Origin of the sequence: Dermacoccus sp. PE3 (assembly GCF_001021715.1) — a bacterium.
Lineage (GTDB): Bacteria > Actinomycetota > Actinomycetes > Actinomycetales > Dermatophilaceae > Dermacoccus > Dermacoccus abyssi.
In genome coordinates this window covers 523,766-548,805 of record NZ_LDCM01000001.1, presented here as the reverse complement: position 1 = coordinate 548,805, position 25,040 = coordinate 523,766, and the positions used below count along the sequence as shown (strand labels likewise).

Annotated in this window: 20 protein-coding genes; 14 read left to right on the top strand and 6 right to left on the bottom strand. The window is 70.7% G+C overall.

What is annotated here, in order from left to right; genetic code table 11:
• Positions 1-123 precede the first annotated feature (123 nt).
• The 10 genes from AA983_RS02525 to AA983_RS02480 all read left to right on the top strand — a co-directional run bounded on the left by AA983_RS02525 (position 124) and on the right by AA983_RS02480 (position 13,020).
• Positions 124-2,205, top strand: a complete 2,082-nt coding sequence (locus AA983_RS02525; protein ID WP_047310601.1) for a catalase — start codon at positions 124-126, stop codon at positions 2,203-2,205.
• Positions 2,202-3,188 carry an acyl-CoA dehydrogenase family protein gene (locus AA983_RS02520; RefSeq protein WP_227484355.1) on the top strand — a complete coding sequence of 329 codons (987 nt, stop codon included), beginning with the start codon at positions 2,202-2,204 and terminating at the stop codon, positions 3,186-3,188. The genes AA983_RS02525 and AA983_RS02520 overlap by 4 nt, the downstream gene beginning before the upstream one ends.
• Positions 3,188-4,897, top strand: coding sequence for a PIG-L family deacetylase (locus tag AA983_RS02515; protein ID WP_047310599.1), 1,710 nt, complete (start codon positions 3,188-3,190; stop codon positions 4,895-4,897). The genes AA983_RS02520 and AA983_RS02515 overlap by 1 nt, the downstream gene beginning before the upstream one ends.
• Complete coding sequence (locus AA983_RS02510) at positions 4,894-5,865, top strand: WcbI family polysaccharide biosynthesis putative acetyltransferase (RefSeq protein ID WP_047310598.1); 972 nt, start codon at positions 4,894-4,896, stop codon at positions 5,863-5,865. Before AA983_RS02515 ends, AA983_RS02510 begins: the two co-directional genes overlap by 4 nt.
• An 83-nt stretch (positions 5,866-5,948) precedes the next feature.
• Positions 5,949-7,130 (top strand): hypothetical protein, encoded by a 1,182-nt coding sequence (locus AA983_RS02505; protein ID WP_052946799.1) that lies wholly within the window; start codon positions 5,949-5,951, stop codon positions 7,128-7,130.
• Positions 7,131-7,171: 41 nt separating this feature from the next.
• A complete protein-coding gene (locus AA983_RS14575) occupies positions 7,172-8,434 on the top strand; it encodes a glycosyltransferase family 2 protein (protein WP_197078921.1) in 1,263 nt (420 codons plus the stop codon).
• Positions 8,431-9,234 carry a glycosyltransferase family 2 protein gene (locus AA983_RS02495; RefSeq protein WP_047311137.1) on the top strand — a complete coding sequence of 268 codons (804 nt, stop codon included), beginning with the start codon at positions 8,431-8,433 and terminating at the stop codon, positions 9,232-9,234. Before AA983_RS14575 ends, AA983_RS02495 begins: the two co-directional genes overlap by 4 nt.
• The gene (locus AA983_RS02490) at positions 9,231-10,625 is read left to right on the top strand and encodes a glycosyltransferase (RefSeq protein ID WP_052946797.1); all 1,395 of its coding nucleotides are present in this window, start codon (positions 9,231-9,233) and stop codon (positions 10,623-10,625) included. Before AA983_RS02495 ends, AA983_RS02490 begins: the two co-directional genes overlap by 4 nt.
• On the top strand, positions 10,625-12,148 hold the full coding sequence (locus AA983_RS15750; RefSeq protein WP_052946796.1) for a glycosyltransferase: 1,524 nt from the start codon (positions 10,625-10,627) through the stop codon (positions 12,146-12,148). Before AA983_RS02490 ends, AA983_RS15750 begins: the two co-directional genes overlap by 1 nt.
• Positions 12,148-13,020 (top strand): glycosyltransferase family 2 protein, encoded by an 873-nt coding sequence (locus tag AA983_RS02480; protein WP_052946795.1) that lies wholly within the window; start codon positions 12,148-12,150, stop codon positions 13,018-13,020. Before AA983_RS15750 ends, AA983_RS02480 begins: the two co-directional genes overlap by 1 nt.
• A 229-nt stretch (positions 13,021-13,249) precedes the next feature.
• On the opposite strand, the gene AA983_RS02475 is transcribed toward AA983_RS02480, so the two are convergent.
• Positions 13,250-13,837 carry a GNAT family N-acetyltransferase gene (locus tag AA983_RS02475; RefSeq protein WP_047310597.1) on the bottom strand — a complete coding sequence of 196 codons (588 nt, stop codon included), beginning with the start codon at positions 13,835-13,837 and terminating at the stop codon, positions 13,250-13,252.
• A 168-nt stretch (positions 13,838-14,005) separates the two neighbouring features.
• On the opposite strand from AA983_RS02475, the gene AA983_RS02470 reads away from it, so the two are divergent.
• Positions 14,006-15,055 carry a GNAT family N-acetyltransferase gene (locus tag AA983_RS02470; RefSeq protein WP_052946794.1) on the top strand — a complete coding sequence of 350 codons (1,050 nt, stop codon included), beginning with the start codon at positions 14,006-14,008 and terminating at the stop codon, positions 15,053-15,055.
• A gap of 208 nt (positions 15,056-15,263) precedes the next feature.
• On the opposite strand, the gene AA983_RS02465 is transcribed toward AA983_RS02470, so the two are convergent.
• Complete coding sequence (locus tag AA983_RS02465; RefSeq protein ID WP_052946793.1) at positions 15,264-16,448, bottom strand: glycosyltransferase; 1,185 nt, start codon at positions 16,446-16,448, stop codon at positions 15,264-15,266.
• Between the two features lie 322 nt (positions 16,449-16,770).
• Between AA983_RS02465 and AA983_RS15745 the strand changes: the two genes are divergently transcribed.
• The gene (locus AA983_RS15745) at positions 16,771-17,412 is read left to right on the top strand and encodes a DUF3253 domain-containing protein (RefSeq protein WP_231579503.1); all 642 of its coding nucleotides are present in this window, start codon (positions 16,771-16,773) and stop codon (positions 17,410-17,412) included.
• A 205-nt stretch (positions 17,413-17,617) separates the two neighbouring features.
• On the opposite strand, the gene AA983_RS02455 is transcribed toward AA983_RS15745, so the two are convergent.
• Complete coding sequence (locus AA983_RS02455; RefSeq protein WP_047310595.1) at positions 17,618-18,340, bottom strand: CPBP family intramembrane glutamic endopeptidase; 723 nt, start codon at positions 18,338-18,340, stop codon at positions 17,618-17,620.
• Complete coding sequence (locus tag AA983_RS02450) at positions 18,340-19,755, bottom strand: tryptophan-rich sensory protein (protein ID WP_047311131.1); 1,416 nt, start codon at positions 19,753-19,755, stop codon at positions 18,340-18,342. Before AA983_RS02450 ends, AA983_RS02455 begins: the two co-directional genes overlap by 1 nt.
• Positions 19,756-19,990: 235 nt before the next feature.
• On the opposite strand from AA983_RS02450, the gene AA983_RS02445 reads away from it, so the two are divergent.
• A complete protein-coding gene (locus AA983_RS02445; protein ID WP_047310594.1) occupies positions 19,991-20,713 on the top strand; it encodes a DUF998 domain-containing protein in 723 nt (240 codons plus the stop codon).
• Positions 20,714-20,828: 115 nt separating this feature from the next.
• Here the strand turns inward: AA983_RS02445 and AA983_RS02440 are convergent, their stop codons facing one another.
• Positions 20,829-22,457: a glycosyltransferase family 39 protein gene (locus AA983_RS02440; RefSeq protein WP_047310593.1), complete on the bottom strand. Its 1,629-nt coding sequence runs from the start codon at positions 22,455-22,457 to the stop codon at positions 20,829-20,831.
• Between the two features lie 37 nt (positions 22,458-22,494).
• A complete protein-coding gene (locus AA983_RS14565; protein ID WP_052946792.1) occupies positions 22,495-23,709 on the bottom strand; it encodes a glycosyltransferase in 1,215 nt (404 codons plus the stop codon).
• Positions 23,710-24,036: 327 nt separating this feature from the next.
• On the opposite strand from AA983_RS14565, the gene AA983_RS02430 reads away from it, so the two are divergent.
• On the top strand, positions 24,037-24,996 hold the full coding sequence (locus tag AA983_RS02430; protein ID WP_052946908.1) for a phytoene/squalene synthase family protein: 960 nt from the start codon (positions 24,037-24,039) through the stop codon (positions 24,994-24,996).
• The last annotated feature ends 44 nt before the right edge of the window (positions 24,997-25,040 follow it).

Below are 25,040 nucleotides of genomic sequence, written 5' to 3'. Positions count from 1 at the left end.
GTTGTCCACATCTGCGATTTTCGTCCACATCCGTAGGGGCGTGGTGAGAGGGGGGCGGTGGCCTTACTCTCCGACATAGGGTCGAGAGGCCATGATCGAACGACCACCAGCATGAGGAGAGCCATGAGCGACAACGAGCGCACCACGAGCCCCGACACGCGCGGCACCGGGGACGAGCTGCACCAGGGGGTGAGCGGTGGCAACGCCATGACGACGTCGCAGGGTATTCCGATGACCGACGACCAGAACCAGCTGCGTGCGGGCGACCGCGGCCCGTCGCTGCTGCAGGACGCCGCGTTCCGCGACAAGATCATGCACTTCGACCACGAGCGCATCCCGGAGCGTGTCGTCCATGCCCGCGGCTACGGCGCGCACGGCGTGTTCGAGAGCTACGACGACCACAGCGACCTCACGGCCGCCTACCTGTTCGGCAAGAAGGGCCGTCAGACGGAGACGTTCGTTCGTTTCTCGACGGTCGCCGGCAACATGGGCTCCGCCGACCTCGCGCGCGACGTCCGTGGCTTCGCGACGAAGTTCTACACCGAGGAGGGCAACTGGGACCTCGTCGGCAACAACATCCCCGTCTTCTTCATCCAGGACGCGATCAAGTTCCCCGACCTCGTGCACTCGGTCAAGGAGGAGCAGGACCGCGGTTGGCCGCAGGCGGCGAGCGCGCACGACACGTTCTGGGACTTCATCTCCCTCATGCCCGAGTCGACGCACATGGCCCTGTGGGCGATGAGCGACCGCGCGATTCCGCGCAGCTTCCGCTTCATGGAGGGCTTCGGTGTCCACACCTTCCGCTTCGTGACGGCCGACGGCAAGAGCTCGTTCGTCAAGTTCCATTGGAAGCCCGCGCAGGGCATGCAGTCGGTGGTCTGGAACGAGGCCGTCAAGATCAACGGCGCCGACGCCGACTTCCACCGTCGTGACCTGTGGAACGCGATCCAGAGCGGCGACTTCCCCGAGTACGAGCTCGGTGTCCAGGTGTTCGACGACGCGTTCGCCGACAGCTTCGACTTCGACGTGCTCGACTCGACGAAGATCATCCCCGAGGAGATCGTCCCGATCCGCCCGCTCGGCAAGATGACGCTCAACCGCGTCGTCGACAACGTCTTCTCCGAGACGGAGCAGGTCGCGTTCATGACGCAGAACGTCGTGCCCGGCATCGACTTCACGAACGACCCGCTGCTGCAGGGCCGCAACTTCAGCTACCTCGACACGCAGCTGTCGCGCCTCGGCTCGACCAACCACACGCAGCTGCCCGTCAACGCGCCGAAGTGCCCCGTCGCGCACTTCCAGCGTGACGGTCACATGCAGTTCGCGCACCAGAGGGGCCGCGCCAACTATGAGCCGAACGGTTTCTCGGGTGACGACCGTGGCCCGCGTGCGCTGACGACGTTCCAGCCGGACACGTACCCGACGAAGGTCGAGGGTGAGGCGCGCCGTCTGCGTGCGGAGTCGTTCGCCGACCACTACAGCCAGGCCAACCAGTTCTGGAAGAGCCAGACGGAGGTCGAGCAGAAGCACATCGTCGACGCATTCGCGTTCGAGCTCGGCAAGTGCGAGATCCCCGAGATCCGCACGCGCATGCTCGGCAACCTGCGCAACGTCGACGAGTCGCTCGCGCAGCGCGTCGCCGACGAGCTCGCGATGGAGCTGCCGGAGGCCTCGCCCGCGAAGGTGGCGCCGCGTCACGACCTGCCCGTCTCCAACGCGCTGAGCATCGTGAAGAACGGACCCGACAGCTTCGCCGGCCGCAAGATCGGCGTCGTCGTCAGCGACGGAACCGACGCCGACCTGCTCGCCGCGGTGCGTTCGGCCGCCGAGGCCGAGGGCACGGTCGTCGAGATCGTCGCGAAGGCCGTCGGTGGCGTCACGCTGTCGAACGGTGAGAAGCTCGCCGCCGATCACGCCATCGCCGGTGCGCCGTCGGTGCTGTTCGACGCCGTCGCGCTGCTGCCGTCGGCTGACGGTGCGGCGACGCTCGGCAAGGTCGCCGAGGCTCGTGACTTCGTGACGGACGCCGTCGCGCACAACAAGTTCCTGGCCCTCGGCCCGGACGCGTCGGGTCTCATCGAAGCCGCGGGTGTGGCGTCGAAGAAGGACGACGGGTTCGTCGACGTCAGCGACGCGGCCGGCGCAAAGGGCTTCGTGGAGACGTGCCGTGCGCTGCGCTTCTGGAAGCGGGAGCTCTCCGCTTGAGCGAACCCTCTCGCGTGCTGTGCCGCCCCGATATCCCTGCTGGGGACGTCGGGGCGGCGCTTGCCGCTGCCGGTGAGTTCGCCTCCGCCGCAGCGGCGTTGGGCCGCGACAGCGCGGTGTATCTCGACACGCTCCGATCGCTCGGCGCCTTCGACCTGACGACGGCGCGCGTCATCGAACCGCACCTCGACGCGCTTGCGATCCTCGCCGAGGCGGGGGTTGCGCCGGGTGACGTGCTGCCCGGCGGTGAGGACGGCGCCTGGGGTGTGTTCGCGGCGCGGGCGCCGGGCCTCGCCGCGCGTCGCGAGGGTGACGGCTGGGTGCTCGACGGGGTGAAGCCGTGGTGCTCGCTCGGTGAGCAGTTGTCGCATGCGCTCGTGACGGCCGGTACGCCTGAAGGACAGCGGTTGTTCGCCGTCGACCTCACGGATGCGCGGGTGCGTGGCGCCGAGGAGCCTTGGGTGTCGCGTGGGCTCGTCGCGATCCGTTCGACGTCGCTGACATTTGACGCGATGCCCGCGACGCCCGTCGGGGAGCCAGGTTTTTATCTCGGCCGTGACGGTTTCGCGTGGGGTGGCATCGGTGTCGCCGCCGTCTGGGCGGGCGGCGTGGACGGCCTCGTCACAGCGGTTCGTGCGGCTGCGGGGCGGCGTGAACCCGATCAGATCGCGCTCATGCATCTGGGCCGGTTCGAGGTCATCGCGTATCTGCTCGACGCGGTGCTCGCCGACGCAGCCCGCGCGATCGACGGTGGAAACGCTTGCGGTGCAGCGGGTCTCGCGTTGTCGTCGCGCGTGCGAGCAGTCGTCGCCGATGCGGTGGAGCAGGCGCTGACGATCTGTGGCCACGCGCTCGGCCCCGGCCCGTTGACGAGCGACGAGACCCACGCGCGGCGCGTTGCCGACCTCGGCGTCTATGTGCGTCAGCACCACGCCGAACGCGACCTCGCCGCCATCGGCGCCGCCACGCTGGAGCGTCACTGATGCGCGGGATGCCCGCCGCGCCGGCCTCGTGGTCGTCGCGGGAGCCCGGCACGAGCGAACGCACGTGGTTGCGAGGGACGCCATGGGCGTCGCTCGGGCACCTCGACGTCGAAGCCCTCGCTGCCCGGTACAGCCGCGTCGTCGTCGTCGCGGCTCACCCCGACGACGAGACCCTCGCCGTCGGCGCATTCTTGGCGATGTTCGCGGACGCGGGGTTGGCCGTAGACGTCGCCCTCGTCACCGACGGCGAGGGATCGCACTCTGCGGCAACGGGATTGACATTCGAGGTCGTCCGCGAAGTCCGTCGTCGCGAGTTCGACGACGCTCTCGGTGTGCTGCTCGGCGGCGCGCTCGGGCGGGTTGAGCGCCTTGCGCTACCTGACGGCCGCGTCGCTGACCACCGTGCCGAGCTGGCCGCTGCGCTGGAGCGCGTCGTGCGGGTAACTGCGGCGGAGGCATCCACGGTGTCGGACCAGTCGCCCTCGAGAGCGGTCGGCTGCGATGACGCAGCCACCGATGTGACCTCGACGGTGGCGCCGTCGATGACGCCGGTGCGTGGGTCGGGAACTGAGCGGGTGCTCGTCGTCGCCCCGGCGGAGGCCGATGCGCACATTGACCACGACACGTGCGGAGCCGTGGCGCGTGACGTCGCGGCGCAGCTCGGGGCGGCGTGCGTCAGCTATCCGTTGTGGTGGTGGCACTGGGGCGACCCATCGTCGGTTGCCGAAACAGTCTGGGAGAGAAGCGTTCTCGCTGTCCCCGACGTCGCCTCGCTCCAGCGCAAACGCGCAGCCATCGCGGCGTACTCGTCACAGATCGGGACGTTCGCGCGCCCCGCAGCCGAGCCTGCGATGCTCGACGCCGGCGTCCTCGCCCACTTCGAACGTCTCGTCGAGACACTCTTCGACCCCGACGGCGCGCTGCCCCGCGTCGCCTCGTCCGATGATGGACGCACGCCGGCGGCATCCTTCGACGCGATGTTCGAGGGCAGCGACGACCCGTGGGGTGTCGAGACGCGCTGGTACGAGCGGCGTCGCCGTGCCCTCATCGAGGCGATGCTGCCTGAAGAGCATCTCGGGCGCGTGCTCGATCTCGGATGCTCCACGGGCGTCCTGACGCAGGTGCTCGCCGAGCGCGCCGACGGCGTGGTCGCGGTCGACGGGAGCGCCCAGGCGCTGGTGCGCGCTCGTCGACGTGACGTCGACGGCGTCGACTGGCGCCACGCCGAACTGCCTTCTGTGCTCGATGAACTCGCCGACGAAGGGCAGCGGTTCGACACCGTCGTGCTGAGCGAGATCGGCTACTTCCTCGACGGCGCGACGCTGCTGGCGACCCTCGCCGGCATCGACGCACTGCTGCGCGATGACGGTGTCGTCGTCGTGGCGAACTGGCTGCACCCGACGCGTGACATCCCCCTCGACGGGCGTCTCGTCGATGAGCAGGTGCGCCTCGTGTGGCCGACGCTCGCGCGTTACGAAGACGACGACGTCGCCATCGTGGTCGCTCGCCCGAGCAACGGCGATGCCCCAACCGCCGCAACGGCCCCCGTGTCGCGCGACACCCGCGCCGTCCTGCGAATCCCGTCCACATCGGCGAATCCTGTCCACATCGGCGATTTTCGTCCACATTCGTCGACTGACGGCGAGCGCGGCATTGGCGTCGTCAGCGGCGAAAGTGCCAGAGATGACGTCGAAGGAGAGGCCTCATGACAGTGCCTGCCGTCGAGGCGACGCCTCGCAACCTGCACTACGGCGAGTTCTACGGTCTCACCGACCCCGTGCCTACGGCCGATCCTGACGGCCGCCCGGTGCTCGTCGTCCACGGCAACTGCCAGGCGGAGTCGCTGCGCGTACTTCTCGACGGTCGGTACGGCGATCGCATCCGCACGATCCGCCTCGTCCCGGCGCACGAACTGGTCGCCGATGACGTGCCGCACCTGCATCGCACCCTCGCGCAGGCCCAGTACCTCGTCACACAACCCGTCGCCCCCGGGTATCGCGGCCTGCCCGTCGGCACGGAAGAACTGCTCACGGCGGCGCCGCACGTCAGGTCGACGATCGTGCCCGTCATGCGGTGGGCGGGGCTGCACCCGGCGCAGGTCATCGTCCGCACGCCCGCGGGCGAGCCGCCGATCGTGCCGTATCACGATCTGCGCGTCATCGCGGCGTGCCGCCGAGCGGGTGACCACGCGGCTCGTGTGACGAGCGCCGACCTGCCGCAGCTCGACGAGCGCGCCGTCGGTGCCCTGCGCGACGCATCCCTCGCCGAGCTGACGCGGCGCATCGAGGCGCACGGCGCCGTCGACATTCGTGATGCCCTCACGCGCCCTGGACGGCGCAGCGTCCACGTCATCAACCACCCGACGAACGACGTCCTCGTCGAGGTCGCCGACCGCATCGCGGCCGCCCTCGACCTCGGCGCACCCCGCGAGTACGACCCTGGCCGGTCGCTGCTCGGCGCCCTCGTCGCGCCGATGGACGAGCGCGCCGCCGCGCTCGCGCAGGTGCCGATGAGCGATGACGACGTCGCCCGCGTGTGGCAGGTGCGCGGTCAGGCGGTGGGCGAGGACGAGCTCGTCGCCGCCCACGCCGCGTGGTACGCCGAGCACCCGCAGGCACTCGCGGACGCGGTGCGTCGACATGCGACGTTGCTCGAGATCGTGGACGGTGACGTGTGAGCGCCGCACCGAGCGGCGATGCGTTCGAACATCCGACAGACGTCAAGATGACGAGAAGCGCCGTCGCACATGACAATACGAGGATGACGACGACGCGCCCGGCGAGCACTGCCGCTGAGGACCCCCGCAGCGCGCACGTTGCATCGGGTGATGCGGCTGCAACCGTCGACCACCTCCTGCTCGGCCCGCCCGAGCACGGGGTGACGCGCCACGGGGCGGCTCTCGCCGGTGCGCGCCGCACGTCGATGCTCGACGTGGGGACCGGCGCGCGTGACCTCGCGGCGTACCTCGCGGACGATGCCGGGCCCGTGCATGTTCACCTCACCGACGCGCTGCTCGGCGCCGACCACCGGGCGATCGAAGCCGGGGTGCGCGCGATCGAGGGCGCCGCACGGCCCGTGCACGTCACGCTTCACGACATTCCGCAGCCCGCCGAGGGGCAGGCGCGCTACGAACGTCGCGCTGCGCTGTATGCGCGCATCGTCGCGGCCGCCGCGTCTGTTCAGGTGTGCAGCGAGGCCGAGCGCGCGATGCTGGGTGACGTCGTCGCGGCGCCTGCCGGTGACGCTGACAGCGCCGCTCGGAGTTTCGGCGACGCCGATGTCGCTGGCGTCGGTGTCGCCACGTTGCCGGTCGATGCACGACCGAGTGCAACTGCGGCGGGCGACGCGGTGCTCGCCCTGCGCGATGACGCGCCCGTCGGCGTCCTCGGGTTCGTCCATCCGGGCAAGGATCCGCAGTTGGCGCTCGATGTTGCCGCGGCGCTGGGTCGCGACCTCGTCATGCTCGGCGCGGTGGTCGAGGGGCACGAGGACTTCGTCGATGACTTGCGCCGCGCCGCGAACGCGCGCGGAATCGAACTGCGCGTTCTCGGGCACCTGAGCGAGGACGAGATGGACGCCGCGATCGCGACGATCGCCGTGCCGCTCGCGGCCTACCGTCACATCTCCGCGTCGGGTTCGATCGGCCGATGGATCGCCGCCGGTCGCCGGCCGATCACGCTGGCCACGCCGTGGGTCGCCGAACTGTCGACGACGGCACCCGGGTCGGTGGCGGTCGTCGAAGCTTCTACTGGTGCAGGCGAATCGGGCGATCGTGATGGTGTGATCGATGTGCTCGTCGATGCCGCCCGGGCGGCGCTGAGCGACCCGATGGTGACCGTGACGAACCCGTCGCATCCCGGCTTGCTCACGACGCCGGACGCCGCGCGTCGCCAGAGCGAACTGCTAGCCGCGCACCTGACGCCCCTGGGTGGTGTCGGGTGAACGCGAACGCTCGCGCGGGCGAGCAAGGGGCTGACCTGAGCGTGGGTGACGGACACGACGTCGACGTCGTCGTCACGCATTTCGAGGACCCACAGCGTCTGCGATGGGTTCTGGATTCCCTGGCGGCGCAGGATGATTCGTCGCTGCGCCTCCACATCGTCGTCGCGGATGACGGTTCAGCCACCCCGCCGAGCGTCCCCGACGGCGTCACGCTCCTGCGACAGGCGAACGAGGGCTTCCGCGCCGCGGCGGTGCGCAATCTCGGCGCGCGCGCCGGGTCGTCACCGGTCGTCCTCTTCCTCGACGGCGACACCGTGCCGACGCCCGGCTACTGTGCCGCGATGGTCGACGCCTTGCGAGAGGCGCCGGGCGCCGGCGCCCTCGTCGTCGGAGCCCGTCGGCATGCCGATCTCAGTGCCGTCGCTGCGCGGGGTGACGACGTCGTGTCCTGGTGTGCGGCAACCGATCCTGAGGCGCCGGCCGACGGTGACGTCCTCGCCGCACCCCAGTGGCTGCGCGACGGCTACGCGCGCACGAACGACCTGCGTGACGCCGGCGACGGCGACTGGCGACTCGTCATCAGCGCCGTCATGGGCATGACGCGCGACGCGTTCGAACGACTCGACGGGTTCGACGAGAGCCTCGTCGGGTACGGCGGTGAAGACTGGGATCTCGCCTATCGCGCCTGGAACACCGGCGTCGCCCTGCGTCATGCGCCGGCCGCGGTGGGCTGGCACGACGGCCCCGACGCGGGGGAGCGAGCCGATCTCGCGCAGCTCAAGGAGGGCGAGCAACTCGCGCTCGCTGCCCGCATTCCACAGCCAGACGTGCGGGGGCGCCACGGTATCTGGCGCGCCCCGCGCGTCGTCGTGTTCTGGCGGCCGGCGCGAACGGTGGCACCGAGCGGCGAGTACGCCGCCCTCGAGTCGTGGCTCGCGCTCGCGGACGTCGGGATCTGGTGCGGTGAACGCCGACCCGACGTGCTCGCCGATGACCCTCGCGTGTGCGCCGGCGAACCGTCCGACGACGTTCTGCAGCGCGCTGAGTTCATCGTCGACGTCATGCAGCCGTGCGTTCTGCGCGATGCCGAGGGTCTGCTCGCAGCGTGCGACGGCGCGCCATGGGTGGGCGGCGGCGTGACGGCGGCGCGCACCCGTCATCGGACGAATGTGGACGAAAATCGCAGAAGTGACAGGGTCGCTGGGCCGGTCGAATCGCCCGCGGATGCGTCACCGATCGTCGAAACCGTGCCCGCAGGCGGGCCCCTCGACCTCGAGGCCTGGGGCCGACGGAGGTGGTCATGAGCGAGCGCACCTATCCGTGCGTGACACGTGCGCTCACTCGCAGCCGTGACGGTTCGCCTCGCCCTGCTCTCGCCGGCGCCACCGTCATCGTGCCTGCGCGTGACGAAGAGCAGGCGCTTCCGCACTGCCTCACGGCGCTCGAACGAGCGCTCGTCGAGGTTGCTCATCTCGCGCCGGCGATGACGTTGCGTGCGTGCATCGTCCTCGACACGTGCACCGACGACAGCGAGGCCATCGTGCGTGCCTTCGCGGGCGCGGCGGCGCACCGCGGGCAGTTCAGCGTGGAGCCGCTCGTCGTCACGGCGGGGAGCGTCGGGCGAGCGCGTGCCGCGGGAGTGCGCTGCGCGCTCGAATGGGCGGAACGTGACGGAATCGATGCCGACGCGCTGTGGCTCGCGTCGACCGACGCCGACACGCACGTCCCGCCGCACTGGCTGAGCGCCCACATCGCGACGGCCAACGCCGGCGCCGACGCGTACGTCGGCACCGTCGAACCGGACGCGGCTCTCACCGGCGCGCGGCGCGCAGAGTGGATGGAGCGGCACCATCTGCGGGAGGGGCATCCTCACGTGCACGGCGCGAATCTCGGTGTGCGCGCTTCTGCGTACCTGCGGGTCGGTGGGTTCGCGCCGCTGTCGCTGCACGAGGACGTAGACCTCGTCGAGCGGCTGCGCGCCGAGGACGAGCGCCTCGTGCGGGCGGCCGATGACGCGCGCGTCGTCACGTCGAGCCGTCTCGACGGGCGAGCTGTCGGCGGGTTCGCGACGTATCTGGCCAACCTGCGAGGAGGAGTCGCATGACGTCGCTGCGCATCGCCGTGCTCGCCACGAACCGCAACCCGTTGAGCGAGCCGTTCGCCGGCGGCCAGGAATCGCTGACGGCGGCGCTCGTCGCCGGGTTCCGTCGGCGCGGCCACCACGTCGTGCTGTTCGCGGCCGAGGGGACGCCGGCCGATGTGGCCGACGAGGTCGTGGCGTACCCGGCGCTGCCGCGGTTCTCGGCGGTTGCCGCGCTCGACCCGCAGCTGCCGGAGAAGCCGTTTCTCGACGACCATCACGCGTTCACGTTCGCGGCCGCCGAACTGGCGCGCCGGGATCGTGCCGGTGAGCTCGACGTCGTCGCCAACCACAGCCTGCACCACCTGCCGATGTCGCTGTCGCGCGCTTACGACGCGCCGGTCGTCACGACGTTGCATACGCCGCCGTTTCCGTGGATGGAGCTCGGCGCTGCCCTCGCCTCGCCGGCGTCGCGGTTCGTCGCGGTGTCGAAAGCCCTCGCGGCGCAATGGTCGACGGTGACGCGGCAGGTCGTGGCGAACGGTGTCGACGAGTCGCGTTTCGTCCTCGGGCCGGGCGCTGACGACGGCCGTCTCGCCTGGGTCGGTCGGATCACGCCGGAGAAGGCGCCGCATCTCGCGATCGATGCGGCGCGGATGGCCGGGCGACGGCTGGCTCTCATCGGGCCGGTCAGCGATGCGGCGTACTTCGAGGCGCAGATCGCGCCGCGGCTCGGGGGTGACGTCGAGCATCTCGGCGCGGTGCGGCCAGATGAGGTCGCGAAGGTCGTCGGGCGGAGCGACGCGTTGTTCGTCACACCGGCATGGGATGAGCCGTTCGGCCTCGTCGCCGTCGAGGGCGCGATGTGCGGGACGCCCGTCATCGCCCTCGCACGAGGTGGTCTCGTCGAGGTGGTGCGACCGGACATGGGTGTCCTCGTCGACGCGTCGACGAATCCGGTCGTGGATTCGTCTGAGCTCCCGGCAGGAGCCATGACGGCGGCGCCCGACGACGTGCTCGTCGCCCGACTGGCCTCTGCCGTCACCGAACTCGACGCTCTCGACCGCGCGGCGGTGCGCGAGTGCGCCGTCCGCCATTTCTCTCTCGATGCCTGCATCGACGGGCATCTCGCGGTGCTGACGGAGGCGGCTGACGCGGCGCGCCGTTCGCAGCCTGCGTCGGGCGCGCGACTTGTCGAACGTTACACACCGCTGGACCCGCTCCCGAGCGACGCCGACGCGCGGCGGCTCGTCATCCGTGAGGACATGAAGCCTTCAGCCGGGGTTCGTCCGGGCGTGAGCGCGCAGAACGGCACGGGCAGTGACGTTGCGGACCGTCCGTTGCTCCCGGGGAGCCTTTCGGGCGACAGCGTCTCAGGCGGCGCCCAACCGGACGCGACAGGGGCGATGTCGTGATGCGCATCGGTTACTACGTGCACCATCACGGGCGGGGGCACGCGACGCGGGCGGGCGTCATCGGCGCCGAACTGACGCGGCGCGGGCACGTCATCACCTATCTCGGCAGCGGCGCACTGCCCGACGGGGATCAGGTCGCGCTCGCGTCGGATGCCGATGAAGCGGATGCACCGTTCGTCGACCCCGATGCGGGTGGGCGTCTGCACTGGGCTCCGCTCGGCGGTGGCTACGCCGAGCGTTCGGCGCAGATCGCGGCGTGGGTGACGCAGGCGCGCCCGGACGTCGTCGTCGTCGACGTCTCCGTCGAGGTGACCGCTCTCGTGCGGCTGCTCGGCGTCCCCGTCGTCGTCGTGGCTCAGCCCGGGCGACGCGACGACGCACCGCATGCGCTGGCGTTCGACCTGGCGGCGGCTGTGCTGGCGCCCTGGCCGGCGCGGCTCGACGTCGCGCCGCACCTCGAACGCCATCGCGACAAGACGGTCGAAGTCGGTGGCCTGTCGCGCTTCGCGGGTCATGCTGCGGGGCCGAACGCTGCGGGCGGTGGTTCGTCGGCATGTCCCTCCCCGAACTCCTCGGAAAGTGTTGCGTCAGGCCCGCGGGCGGCCGGTTCCCGCGATGCCGGCGGCTGCGGCGTCGCGGCGGACGTCTCGCAGAGCACTGCACCGGGCGCCGGATCCGGCGGTGCAGCAATAGACGCTGCGGGAGGCCCTTCGCTGGGCGCACGGCGAGGGGCCTCGTCAGATGCCTTGGCGGGCACCGATTCTGACGGTGCTGCGGTGAACGTTCCGGATGGCCTTTCGGCGGGCATGCCGAGAGGGGCCTTCTCGGACGCGAGATCGCGGGTCGCGCAAGAGATACCAAGGTTGCGTGGCGTGCTCCTCGTCGGCGGCGAGGGCTGGGACGACGCTGAGCTTCCGGGCGCCGTCGAACGCGCTGTGCCGCAGATCCATTGGCGGACGCCCGACGCCGACCACCCCGTCGAGGTTCTGCTCGCGACGGCTGACGTCGTCGTCACCCACGCGGGGCAGAACGCTCTTGCGGACGTCGCTGCCTTCGGTGTTCCTGCCGTCGTCGTGCCGCAGGAGCGTCCGTTCGACGAGCAGGCCGACATGGCTCGTGCTCTTGACGACGCCGGCATCGCGCGCGGGCTGACTCTGGGTGCGACCGCTGACGAGGTCGCTGCCGGCATCCGTGAACTCCTCGCCGGGGACGACGAGCGATCGACAGGACGTGCGTGGGCGCGCTGGTGCGTCGACGGCGCTGTTGACCGCGCGGCTGACGTCATCGAAGCCGCAGCGCGCGGGGGCGTCGCTGACCTAGCTGCTGGAACTGACGCCGACGATCTGGAAGGTGCTGTGCGTGGGAGCAGGCACGGCATCGACGATGTTGCGCGCGCAGGTGTCGCAGAGCGAGGCGTCCGCGAAGCCGGCGGCGCGGCGCGTGGAGTCGTCGAGGGCGGCTCCGGCTGGCCAGCCGCTACCGGCGCCGAGGCGCCCGCACTCGGAGATGGGACGCTGCAGTGATGACCGACATGGGGTCGGGCCGGACGCTGCCCGTCGCCGTCGTCACTCCGGTGCGGGGGCGTCTGGAGCACCTCGTCAATCAGCGACGGTTCCTCGACGAGGTGGCGCCCGACGTACGACACGTCATCGTCGCCGTCGACATGCCTGATCTGGGTGACGACCTGCGCGCGGCGGGCGTCATGGGTGAGAGCGTCAGCATCGTGCCCCTCGACGATCACCCGCTGGGCATGCCGACCGCGCGGGCCCGCAACGTCGGCGCGACGGCGGCACTCGATGATGGCACGGAACTCATCGTCTTCCTCGATGTCGACTGCGTCCCCCTGCCCGGTTTCGTCGATGCGTCGCGTGACGCGCAGTGTCAGCTCGATGCTCGCGGCGAGCGTGCCGTGCTCAACGGCATCGTCACGTATCTGGGGGAGGACGATCGTCTCGACGGTGAATTCCCGGCGGCTGCGAGACGTTTCGTCGCTCCGCATGCTGCGCGCCCCGCGCCGTCGTCGGGTGCGGTCGAGGTCGACGACGACCATCGTCTCCTGTGGTCGCTCGCGTTTGCGCTCGATGCCGACGCCTGGCGCGCGTGCGGCGGTTTCGACGAGCGGTACGTCGGGTACGGCGCGGAGGACACCGACTTCGGCATGCGGGCCCGTGACGCGGGCCTGCGGATGGCGTGGGTCGGCGGCGCGCACGCGTTGCATCAGTGGCATCCGAGCGCGAACCCGCCGCGCCATCACGTCGTCGACATCGTGCGCAACGCGAACCTCTACCGCGAGCGGTGGGGCACCTGGCCGATGGAGGGCTGGTTGCAGGCGTTCGCCGACGAAGGCCTCGTCGAGTGGACCCCTACGTCGTTGTCCCTGGCGTCGCCGCATTGAGCCTTGCGGTGTGCCCGAATGTGGACAGGATTCGCAGGCGTGTCCAAGAATCGCGAATGTGGACGAAAATTGCAGTTGTACACGGCGCGCCGGGGCCATCCTGCGATCTACGTCCCCATCTGCGAATCCCGTCCACCTTCGCGAACCCCGTCCACCTTCGCGAACCCCGTCCATATTCGTACCGCGGGGTGGCGCAGCGCCACCGAGACGAAGAGCGCGGACGGGCCGGCTACGCGACGTCGCCGCCGCTGGGCGGGGAGGCCTCAGCCTGGGCGCTTTCATCGACGCGGATGCGGCTGTACATGAACATGTCCTTGCGCGAATCGCCCACCTGCTGCCAGGAACGCAGCAGCCCCTCGCGTTCGAAACCACAGGCCTCGGCGCAACGCCATGACGCCTCATTCCACGGCTCGACGTAGAGCTCGAGGCGGGCCACATCTTCGAGCGTCTCGGCCCAACCGCTCAGGATGGCGAGTGCGCGCTTCGCGTAGCCGCGTCCCCGGAACGCCGGCGCCAGCCAGTACCCCGTCGAGGCACGCCCCTGGTGGATGGAGCTGAGCCACAGGCCGATGTTGCCGATGCACTGATCGTGCTGGTCGGTGATGGCGAAGGAGTACCCGGCGCCGGTCCGTAGTCGCTCGTGCTGACGCGTTGTGTAACTCAGCGCGTCGTCATGGGAACCGCTCGCGGGGACGGTCGTGATGAGGGGAATCCGCGGGTCGCGGGCAACGCTGCGAACCAGATCCACGTCATCGTTCACGAAAGCGCGAAGGGTGACACGTCCGTCCCCCAGGTTCGGCAGTTCGGCGGGGAGCATGGTCTCACTCTCTCCCCATCGGCGATCAGCGGCAACCGGGTGACATGCGAAGGCTCAGGATGCGCGGTCAGGGGGTGAGTCTCGCGATACGGTTGGGAAGTTGCCTCGCGGTCTTCGTCCGTGCTGCACATCGCCTGAGCGTTATCGCCCCGATGATCGGAACCTCGAATGTTCTCGCTCGAATCGCCACTGCAGACCGACGCATGGGCCAAGGTCCAACGCAAGCTCGGCAAGCCGACGTCGACACTGCAGGGTGACGGGTGGTCGGCACTGTGCGTCGAGGAGAAGCGCGCGGTCGGCTCCTACCTGTACGTGCCGTACGGGCCGATCTGCCGTGACGCGGGCGCACTCGACGACGCCTTGCGTGCCATCCACGCCCATGCTCGTCGACGGCGAGCCTGGTGGGTTCGCGTCGAGCCGCGCAGCAGCGAACGCGAGGCCCTCTGGTCGGACCTGCCGCTGTGGCGGGACGTGCTCGAGGCCGACAGATTCCACCCGGCGCTGCACGATCACCAACCGAAGCACACTCGCCTCATCGACCTGACTGCGGGCCCGGACGCCATCCTCGCCGCGGCGACGGGCAGCATCCGCACGATTCACCGCAACCACGCGAAGAAGGGCCTGGAGGTGCGGACGAGCCGCAACCCGGACGACGTCACCATCCTCGCCGCGTTCCTGTCGCAGGCTGCTGGGCACAAGCACATCGTCGTCCGCTCGACCAGCTACCTGCATGCGGTGGCTTCCGCGATGATGCCGGTGGACGCGGCGACCCTCTATTCGACGTGGAAGGACGGCGCCCCGCTGTGCGCCACCCTCGTCTACGACAGCCCCACCCAGCGGCTCTTCGCCCACGCCGCGATGCCCGTGGAGCATCGAAAACTGCGTCCGAACCAGCCCCTCATCACGCGCGCGCTGCTCGACGCCCACGACGCAGGCATTCGGACCGCTGACCTGTTCGGCCTCGCACCACCGGACGAGCCGAACCATCCCTGGGCGGGATTCAGCGCCTTCAAGCGTTCCTTCGGTGGCGAGGACGTCACCCACCTCGGCACCTGGGAACGCGACATCGTGCCCGGAGCGCGACGTGCCCTCGAAGCCCGCGAGCATCTCGCGGAACGTCGTCAGACGCAGCGGGCTCGAGGCCCGGAGGCCACCACGGACTCGTCGGCGCCCGTGGCGACGACGGCGTCAGCGGAGAACAGCTCGGTGCCGCACTGACGATTGGCCGACGGGTCAACGGCGCGACTGGGGCGTCGTAGGGTCCGCGGGGGGCGACGGGGCAGCGGTGGTGACCACGACATCGCCGATGTGACGAGGATTCGCAGACCGGGACGCGGCTCGCAGAGGTGGACGAAGATCGCGAATTTCGTGCACATTCAGGCACACGACGTATGTCGCTCACAGACGCGCCAGGGGCGACGTCGCTTCAACGAGTGGGAATGCTGGCGCGGTAGATCTCGGAGTGAACGCGTGCTCCGGCATCGCGTTCGTCGCGGCGTTCAGCGACGTCGGCCGGGGCGGCGCTCCCTTGGTCGACGGCGACCAGGATCGTGTCGGCAAGCCTGCGAGCGTCGACGGTGGCGTCCTCACTCGCGGCCGCACCGTCCTCGGCCTCATCGTCCCGGCCCGCGAGATCGTAGAGGACGGGCGCGTGCTGTTCGCCGTAGAACCCGATGTTCGGTGCCACGACGCGCACGCCGAGGTCGTGACACATCTCGATCCACCCCGAGTGGGTGCCCCAGACGTTCGCCATGACGCTGACGTCGAGGCCGCCGACGAACGCGAACAGCGTCGCGTCATCCATCGGCTCGTGCAGGACGAGCGTGATGGCGCCGCGCGCCGCCAGCGCCTCGGCGCGCTCGACGACGCAGGCGTCGTGACCGCGATCGGTTGGGTCCGCCACGTCGCGGTGCATCGTCACGACGATCTCGACGTCAGGCCGCTCATCGGCGACGAGGGCGAGCGCGTCGAGCGCTCCCGCTGCGTCGACGTTCGTGCGAAGACTCTTGAGGTGCAAGCCGATTCGCCGACGATCATTTCGCGCGGGCGCCGCTGTGCTGTCATCACTCGACCGCGCGTCGGCGCGGTTCGTCCGAGAGGAAGTGTCATCGAGCAGGAGCGCGGCCATGACGTCCAGCGGCACGATGTGCGGGTGGCGCACGACGACGGCGTCGCGACCCCAGCGAGCCTGGATCGCATCAGCCGCGCCCTGCGTCAGCGTGATGACGGCGTCAGCCGCCGGCACGAGCGCGTCGAGTCGGCTGAGCTGCGCCGCCGGGTCCTTGATGTGCGGGTTGCGCAGGTCGTGCACCGTGACGACGACGCCCTTGCCCAGCTCGTGCGCCACGTCGACGACCTCGCGCAGGTGCTCAGGGCTGAACGACTCGAACCCGAAGTGGACGTGCAGCACGTCGAACTCGCCGGCATGCTCGCGTAGCCAGGCCGGATCGAGGATGCGCGGCGGCCACCAGCGCGTCGAGCCGTCGTCAGCGATGACGGGCGGGTCGGTCAGGCAGATCACCTCGTCGCACCCGTCGCCTGGTGTCTCGCCGGTCGGGGAGAGGTGCGCGACGTAGGGGTGATCGGCCGGAACCGACGCGACACGAATCATGGCTTCTCCTGGACGCGATCTCATCGGCTACGACACTGAGCACGACACAGTGAACGCGACCGAGGGCGGGCGCCGTCACCCTACCCGCAGGCTCGCCCGTTGACGGATCGTCGTTGCCCGGATTCGCGTCATGTTCGACGCGAATCCGGGCAACGATCGTCCCTCGGCCTGACAAGTGCATCGCGCATGTGCAGTCAGACGGTGCCGCCGACAGGAGCCAGGCCCCGGGGAGGCGGAGCGAGGCAGACCCGTCTTCGTCGGCTCGGGCATGTCAGACGTGCTCCGGTGGACACGCGGCGGCGTGGGCCGTCACAGTGGGTGGGTGAGTGAACCCGAGCGCACCCCGGACGGTCGCTACATCGTCGTGAACGGTCGACGCTGGCGCGCGTCCGACCCCGGCATCCCGCCGAAGCTACGGCAAGAACTCGTCGACGAACTGATGGCCGCCCGTCGCCTCGTGCGCACGGACGCCGAGCACGCCCGACCGCGCGTGCAGGAGGCCAAGATCGCTCTCGGCGAGCGGGGCTACGAATGGTGGACTACTCCGTCCGACGACGAACGCGACGTCCGCATCGAAGCGACGATCCGCGCGCTGCTGCGTCATCGCGCCGGCAAGAGCATCTGCCCCAGCGACGTCGCGCGCGTGGTCGGCAGCGGCGCGCACACTGACATCCATGGCGACGGTACTTCGAAGGCGAGTGGCCACGAGACGGAGACCCAAGTCGGAGGCGAGTCGACCACCACCGGGGGCAGCGATGCGACGAACGGCGATGACGGGTGGCGCGACCTCATGCCCGCCGTCCGCGCCGTGGCGCATCGAATGCGAGCGGCCGGCGAGGTGCTCGTCACCCAGAAGGGCAAGGCCGTCGACGAGACAGCTCGCGGGCCCGTCAGGATCATCTTTGCCGACGGTGGCGCTGACGATGACATTCGTGCTGACGCTGGGGAGCGCCCCTCGTCGTGATGTTCCCCGACATCGCGTCGCTGCCGACGCGATGTCGGCGAAAATCGCTGACGCTCAGTCTGACGACGGGGGCGTATCGCTCGAGATCCGCCGCGACCGTCCCCCGACGCCGCCCTGAGTGCCAGCCTGGCACCACAGGTTGATTTCCACCGTAGATCGCAGCGGGGGGACACCCCACGTCAAGGGCGTCGGGCTGCCGATCTCACTACACGACGTGCGGCAGGACGAACAGCATGAGCATCGACCACGTCAGGTGCGTGACGATCGGCCCCGCGAGCGAGCCCGACTGCTGACGCAGCACGGCGACGACGAAGCCGAGCATCGCCGCGGCGAGTGCGAGCAGCGGAATGCCGGTCAGGGCCGTGACGGCCGTGTAGGCGACCGTCGTCCACAGCACGCGCTTCCTCGGCGACAGCACGCGCCAGAGCCCGCCTCGGTAGAACGCCTCCTCGGCGATGCCGTTGACGGCCGTCGTCAGTGCGACGATCGGCAGGCTGCCCTTCCGGGCATGGTCGAGCAGGTGCGAGACGGGGTCGCGCAGCGCCGGGATGAAGCGCACGAGAAACGCGCCGACGACGAACAACAGCGCCAGCGCGATGCCGATGCCGAACGCCTCGAGCAGTTCGCGTCCGTCAGCGCGCCAGCGCAGCCTGGTCGCGCCGACCCGGCCGGCCGCGAAGATCCCCGCTCCGTAGATGACGGAGACGAGGAACGTCGCCGGGTAGAACAGGGCCTGCCCCGGCTCGAGATTGAGCGACCACGAGAGGGCGACGGCGGCCGCGACGCCCGTCGCGCCGATGATGACCCGCGTCGCCCCGAGACGATGCTCGGGCACGGGATCGGCCCCGGCGTCACGTAGTTCGACGTCGCGTGCCCCTGCGAGCGCGGCGCCGAAGACGTGGCGAGGTGAGCGGTGCGATGTCGCCATCAGCGTCCCGGGTTACGACGGGCGATGACGGCGCTGAGGACGGTGGCGAACCCCGTCCACGCCGCGTACGGCGCGAGCACGACGCCCTTCTCCGGCGACGCCTTGTGCGCGCGGCGCACGAGGTCGGCCGAACTGGCGGCGAGCACCGCAGCCTCCAGCACCGCCGGACGCAGCTTCTTCGCGGCGAAGAACGTGCCGTTCCAGCCGACGTTGAGGGCCAGGTTCGCGGCGAGCGCCGCGATGTACGCGCGCTGTTCCTTGGTGCGGCCCGTCTCGGCGAGGTCGGCGATCGTCAGGCTCGAGATGAGCGCGAGATCGGTGTAGAGCGCGCTCCACACGATCGGGAACGCGGCGGGCGGCGGCTGGATCGCCGGCTTGCGCAGCGTGCGGTACCACGTCGACTTCGGGTCGGTCAGCAGCGAGCCGGCGACGGCGGTCGCGGCGACGGCGGCTGACGTCAGCCCGAGCGTGCGTACCCAGCGCGAGGTGTCGAGGTCCTTCACGGCCGCGCGCACGGCATCCTCGAACGACGTGTGACCGCCCGGAGGTGCGCCGACGAGGTCGTCGAGGTCGCGTTCGTGGACGACGGTGTCGTGCTGCAGGCTGCCGATGAGCGGCGCCGCCAGGCTGCTGGAGACGGGCGTCACGAGGCCGATCCAGTGCCCGGCGAGTCCGGCCGTCGTCACCGGCGCCGTGCCCACGATGCGCGGCAGCCAGCGCTTCGTCGCCTTCGCGTAGCGCTTCATCATGTCGCCGTACGGCATCGGTTCGGGGCCGCCGATGTCGAAGGTGCGGCTGACGTCGGCGGGCAGGTCGGCGGCACCGACGAGATAGTGCACGGCGTCGGCGACGGCGATCGGCTGGATGCGGTTCTTGATCCACTTCGGCGCGATCGCGCCGGGCAGCCGCTCGCTGAGGTTGCGCAGCATGATGAATGACGACGACTCGTCACCGATGACGACGCCCGCCTGCAGCGCCGCCGTCGGAACGCCGGAGTCGATGAGCACGTGGCCCACCTCGACGCGCGAGCGCAGGTGGTCGGACAACTGCTCGACGTCCTCGTCGTCCGGGTGCAGGCCACCGAGGTAGACGATGCGCGAGACGCCGGCGTCGCGGGCGGCGTCGGCGAACGTCGAGGCCATCTCCTTCTCCTCGGAGACGAAGTCGTCGGACGTGCTCATCGAGTGCAGCAGGTACCAGGCGACGTCGACGTCCTCCATGGCGCGCGCGACGTCGGAGGCCTCGGACGCGTCACCCTCGACGACCTCGACGTGCTCGCCGCACGGCAGCGCACGCACCTTCTTCTCGCTGCGGCTGAGCACGCGCACGCGCCATCCCCGCTCGACGAGTTCAGCGGCCACCTGGCCGCCGACGTATCCGGTGGCCCCGGTGACGAGGGCGAGGCGAGAGGTCATGAAGTCCATCCGTTTCATCGAGGAATGCGCGTGGATCACGTTGGAATTCCAGGATAGTCGTACCTGACGTCGGCGTCAGCGGCGCCGGTCACAGCGGGGTCGCTCAGCGCGGGCGTCAGCTGCGCCCCTCATGCGGGCGCACCTGAGCGCCGCGGTGCGTGGGGAACGGCTCGCCGTCATTCCAGCCTGCCGGCGCCCAGAGGGGGCTGGGCGGCTGCGGCCTACACTCCTCGACGTGTCCGAACCTCAGGGCGAGCCCTCGCACCCGCCGCTCCGAGTCGAGCGCCGTTGCGCTCGGCTCGAGCGTTTCGCGGCTGGGTTGCTCGTCCTCGGGCTCGTGCTGTGCGTGGGCGCGTACGTCGCGGCGGTGCATGCTCGGGGCGCGTCGTTCTCCTGGCGGCGCGCGATGATCAGCGACCTCGGACGCACGATCTGCCGCGACTGGCACGGATTCTGGGTCTGCTCGCCGCGCGCCGACCTCTTCAACGTCGCCGTCGGCGTCGCAGGAGCCTGCATCCTGGCGGCGGGCGTTCTGACGCGCGATCGACTCGGACGATTCGTGACGGCGGCGCTCGTCTGCCTCGGTGTCGGACTCGTGTGGGTCGCGGTCTTTCCCGCTGACGGAGCCATCGGGGTGCACATGGTGGGCGGCGTGCTCGCGCTGCCGGCGCCGTCCGTCCTGTTGCTCGCACATGGGCTGGTGGGGGTGCGGTCGGCCGGCTCACGAGGGGATCACGAGCGGTTCGCGAGCGGGCGCGAGCCCCGTCACACGCTGACGCGCGTGCTCGGGGCGCTGGGTGCCGTGTCGTCGCTCATGAGTCTCGACCACGTCATGCCGGCGCCGGCGCCCATCCCGCGCGGGGTGGCGGAGGGCATCTCGTTGCTGGCGCTCGCAGTTGCCCTCGTCGTCGTGGCGTTCGACCTGCTGCGACGCCCGCGCGACATCACCGCACCCTGACACACCCCGCCTCCCTCGATGTTGCCCGGGTGTCACGGCGCTCGCGCCCCAAGAAGCGGGCAACATCGCGGCCTTGGACGCGCGCCGCGCGACACGAGGAGCAGGGGAGTGCGCCTCAACCGCCGAGGCGGCGCAACGTCGGCCAGACGGCGCCCCATCCTCCTCGAGGGTCGGAACATCGCAGCATCGTCGTGCCGTCGAGGCCGAACGAGTCGTGCGGCGCGATGAGCCGCCCGGCGGGGTCGCAGCGCGTGAACGCCGCACGGATACGGTGCTCGTCCCCGCCGACGGCGAGGACGTCACGCGTGCCCCCGCCGCTGCGTGGCGGCCCGAGGCTCCAGAGCGCGTTGTGCCACGAGGCGACGTCGGCACGCGGCACCCCGAGCGCAGGGCCGTACTGATGTGCAGCTCCGGCGAGGGCATACGAATCGGTGACGATGGCCGCACCCGTCGGACGGGCTGTCGCCATCTGAGCGGCGAGTGACGGCCAGTCGGTCTGGTCGCGCTGCATGGGGTCGAGGGCGGAGACGATGGAAAACGCCGGTGACGAAACGGGCGCGATCGGTAGGCAGATGAGGGCTGCGACGACGGCGTTCGCCGTCACGACGATGGGCGCGCGTCGCCACACGTGCTCCTCGTCCGCAGCCGCCCGCGCCCAGCCGACCGCGACAAGCGGCAAGAACACCGCGACCGCGTAGTAGGGCTGTGCAGGGGAGACGAGCGCGAACACAAGGACGATCGCGGCCATGACGGCGAGCACCGGCCCGGTGCGCTGTTGTGGTGGGTCCGGGGCGATGCGACCAGCGTGTCCGTCGTCGGTGGGGAATGGAGCGTTCGTGACGCCGCCGAACGCCTTGACGCGGGCGTCGTCAGCGGGAGCGCTGCGCCAGCCGTCCGCCTCGACGTGCCGACCGTCGTCGTGGCCGTCGTCAGCTCCGGGGTGGGCGGCGCGACGACTTCCCGGGTGCCACCACAACCCTCGCCATGCGACCCGGACGAACGGCGGTCCGACGAACACGACGAGCAGTGGCACGACGAGCCATCGGTTGAGCGCGCCATGGCGGGCGACGAGGTCGGCCGAGACGTCGAGCATCGGCACGCCGTGAACGATCTGCGCCCCCACCTGGAACCCGCCTACCGCGACGAGCAACGCGGCGCCGCACCAGGCGTCACGGGTGCGCAGCACCCACCGGGCGCACGCGGCGAGCGCGACGAAGGCCGCGGCGACGAGCACGAGGACGAGCAGCTTGTTCCAACATGCCACCCCAGCCGCCGCGCCGGCCCACGTCAGCGCATGGCGACGCCCCGTCAGCGCAGCGACGACACCGAGCACGACGAGCTGCCACGCGAGCAGATCGAGGCTCGCCGTCAGCATGACGTGCCCCATGAGCAGCGGATAGACGGTGAACGCATGCGCCCACGCGGCGATGCGCTGCACCCTCACATCAGCGCCGAGAAGCCGCGGGAACAGCCCCGCGACGAGCGCGCCCGCCCCCGCCGCGAGCGCGGCCGGCAGCCGTTGCACCCACACCGCGTCACTCACCGACGCCGCTGCGTGCGCGAGCCAGACGGTGAGCGGCGGCTGATCGTCGTACCACCACGCGGGCGGCAACATGCGAAAGTACAGCTCGTCGCCGTGAAAACCGTGGCGCGAAGCCGTCGCGAGCAGCACGATCATGACGGCCAGCGCTGCCGGAGCACCGGGGCGCCACCACGGTTGCGCCTCGACGAACCGCGCCGACACACGCCACCTCGATGAACTCGACGCGGACAGCGTCACGTCATGCCCCGCCGACGAACTGTTCGATGGCGGCGACGGCCACGCCCGCGCCGTCCTCGGTCGCCACCTGACGTCCGAGATCCGCTGCACGCTCGCGCATTCCAGCACTCATCGCCCCGCGCAGCCGGCGCGTCAGCAACCCCGCGGTAAGCAGTCGGCGCGGCAGCGGCGCGGGTGCGAGGTCGAGCGTGTGGAGGCGGTTCGCCCAGTGGTACTGGTCGGCGAAGTGCGGGACGACGACGCTGGGCGCGCCCGCGGCGAGCGCGGTACCCGTCGTGCCCGATCCGCCGTGGTGGACGACGGTGCGCACCTGTGCGAACAGCGCGTGGTGCGGCTCGTCATCGATGCCGACGACGACGCCATCCGCCTCGCGCGGCGCACCGTCGAGCTGAACGAGAGCGCGCACGCCGAGTCGCCGGCACGCCTCGGTGACGACGTCGACGACGCGGCCCGGTGAGTTCTGGTGCATCGAGCCGAACCCGACGGCGATCCACTCGTCGCCGGAGGCGAGCAGCGCCCGGGTGCGCTCCGACAAGCCCTCGTGCGGCGCCTCGCGCCACCACCCCGTGACGACAGTGCGGGAGTCGTCCACTGGCTCGGCAAGCAGCGGGCTGTACGCGTGCAGCGAGCCAAGAGTCGCCGTCGTCAGGCCCGTGGGGTGGGCGGCGCGCAGGTCGAGTCGGCCGTCGGCCCATCCGCCGTCGACGCCCGCGAAGTACGGTTCGACGCGCCGCAGCGCTCCACGCGCGCGACGCCGCACACCGGTGGGCAGCGTCCACGCGTAAGGCAGCAGCGGCATCGGCCCGTCGAGCGTGTCGAACTCGGGCCACAGGTGCGCGCGGACGACGGGGACGTCGGCGCGCATCGCCTCGTCGACGGCGGCGATGGCGAAGCTTGAGGCGACGAGGACGTCGGCGCCCGCGAGCGCCTCACGCGTGGTCGGCCCGAACGACTGCAGGAACTCGGCGAACAGGTTGCGCGTGCGGTTGAGCGCGCGCAGATCACCACGCCGCAGTGCGGTGCCCGCCGGGCCGGCGAGGAGGGCACCCGGATCGCTCGCCACCGTCACGACGCGCGGGCCGTCCGGCATGACGTGCGCGAGCGACGCGTGGGTGACGACGGTGACGTCGTGCCCGCGGGCGACGAGTCGCGCGGCGAGCACCCCGAACGGGACGGCGTCGCCGCGGCTGCCGGCGGCGGCGATGACGACCCTCATGCAGCCCGCTCCGACGGGTGAACGCACGGGGTTTCGGTGCTCGCGTCGCGTTCGCGCGGGCGTCGGAATCGCATGGCACACCTTCGAATAGCCGGACGGGTGCCCTCATCGTAGTGCCGCCACGACGGCACGAACGGGCCCGCAGAGTCGCCGCGGCACGGTCGCGAACGCCAACCCCCATGGTCGAATTCCGTGATTTTCCAGCGCCTCCGGGGCGCTCGCATCGGCGCGTCGGCGGCTATGCTCATGGTTCGGACCCGCGGGCAGGCCCCCCTCACCTGCGACCGGCCGATGGACGTTCACACCCCGCCACCCGTGGAGGCACTCGTGACAGACCCCGAGGCCCTCCTCACGCATGGCTACCGCCAGGCGCGCGACATCACCCGCATGCACGGCACGACGTACTACTGGGGGACGCTGTTCCTGCCGCCGCAGCAGCGCCGCGACGTCTACGGCCTGTACGCCCTGTGCCGCCTGGCCGACGACATCGTCGACGAGCCCGAGAAGGCCACCGGGCACGGCCTCGACGCATCGTTGCCGCCGGGGGAGCGTCTCGCGCAGTTCGAACAGCGCTTCCAGGCCGACCTCGCCGCCGGGCGCAGCGACGACCCGTTGTTCGCCGCCATCGTCGACACCGCCCGGCGTCTCGACCTCGATTCCGGTTGCTACGACCGCTTCTTCGGCGCCATGCAGCTCGATCTCGTCCGCACGTCGTGGGCGTCGTGGCCTCAGCTGCGCGACGAGTACATGGAGGGCTCGGCAGCCGTCATCGGCGAGATGATGCTGCCTGTGCTGCGCCCGCGCTCGCGGGAGGCCGCGTTCGCTCCGGCCCGCGCGCTGGGGCTCGCGTTCCAGCTGACGAACTTCCTGCGCGATGTCGGCGAAGACCTCGAACGCGGTCGCGTCTACCTGCCCGCCGACGAACTCGCCGCGCACGGCGCCGACCCGTGGCTGCGCCGCGTCACCCCGCAGTGGCGCTCGTTCATGGCCGAGCAGATCGCCCGAAACCGCGCGCTGTTCCACGACGCCGAAGCCGGTCTGCCGCACCTGCCGGCCTCGTCGCGACGGTGCGTCGGCGCGGCGCTCGCGATGTACTCACGCATCCTGTGCCTCATCGAGGCGGCCGACTACGACGTGTTCAGCACGCGCCACCGCGTCTCCGCCGCACGCAAGAGCGCCATCGCGGGCGCCGTAGTCGTCACCGGACGCGCTCGGACCGCGGCGCCGGTCGTGCCCTCGTCACCGGCCGCGGTCGACAGGACAGGCGTGACGTCGTCCGCGTCATGAGCGAGGCGCACCCGACGATGGAGACCGACTCGACCCACCGCACC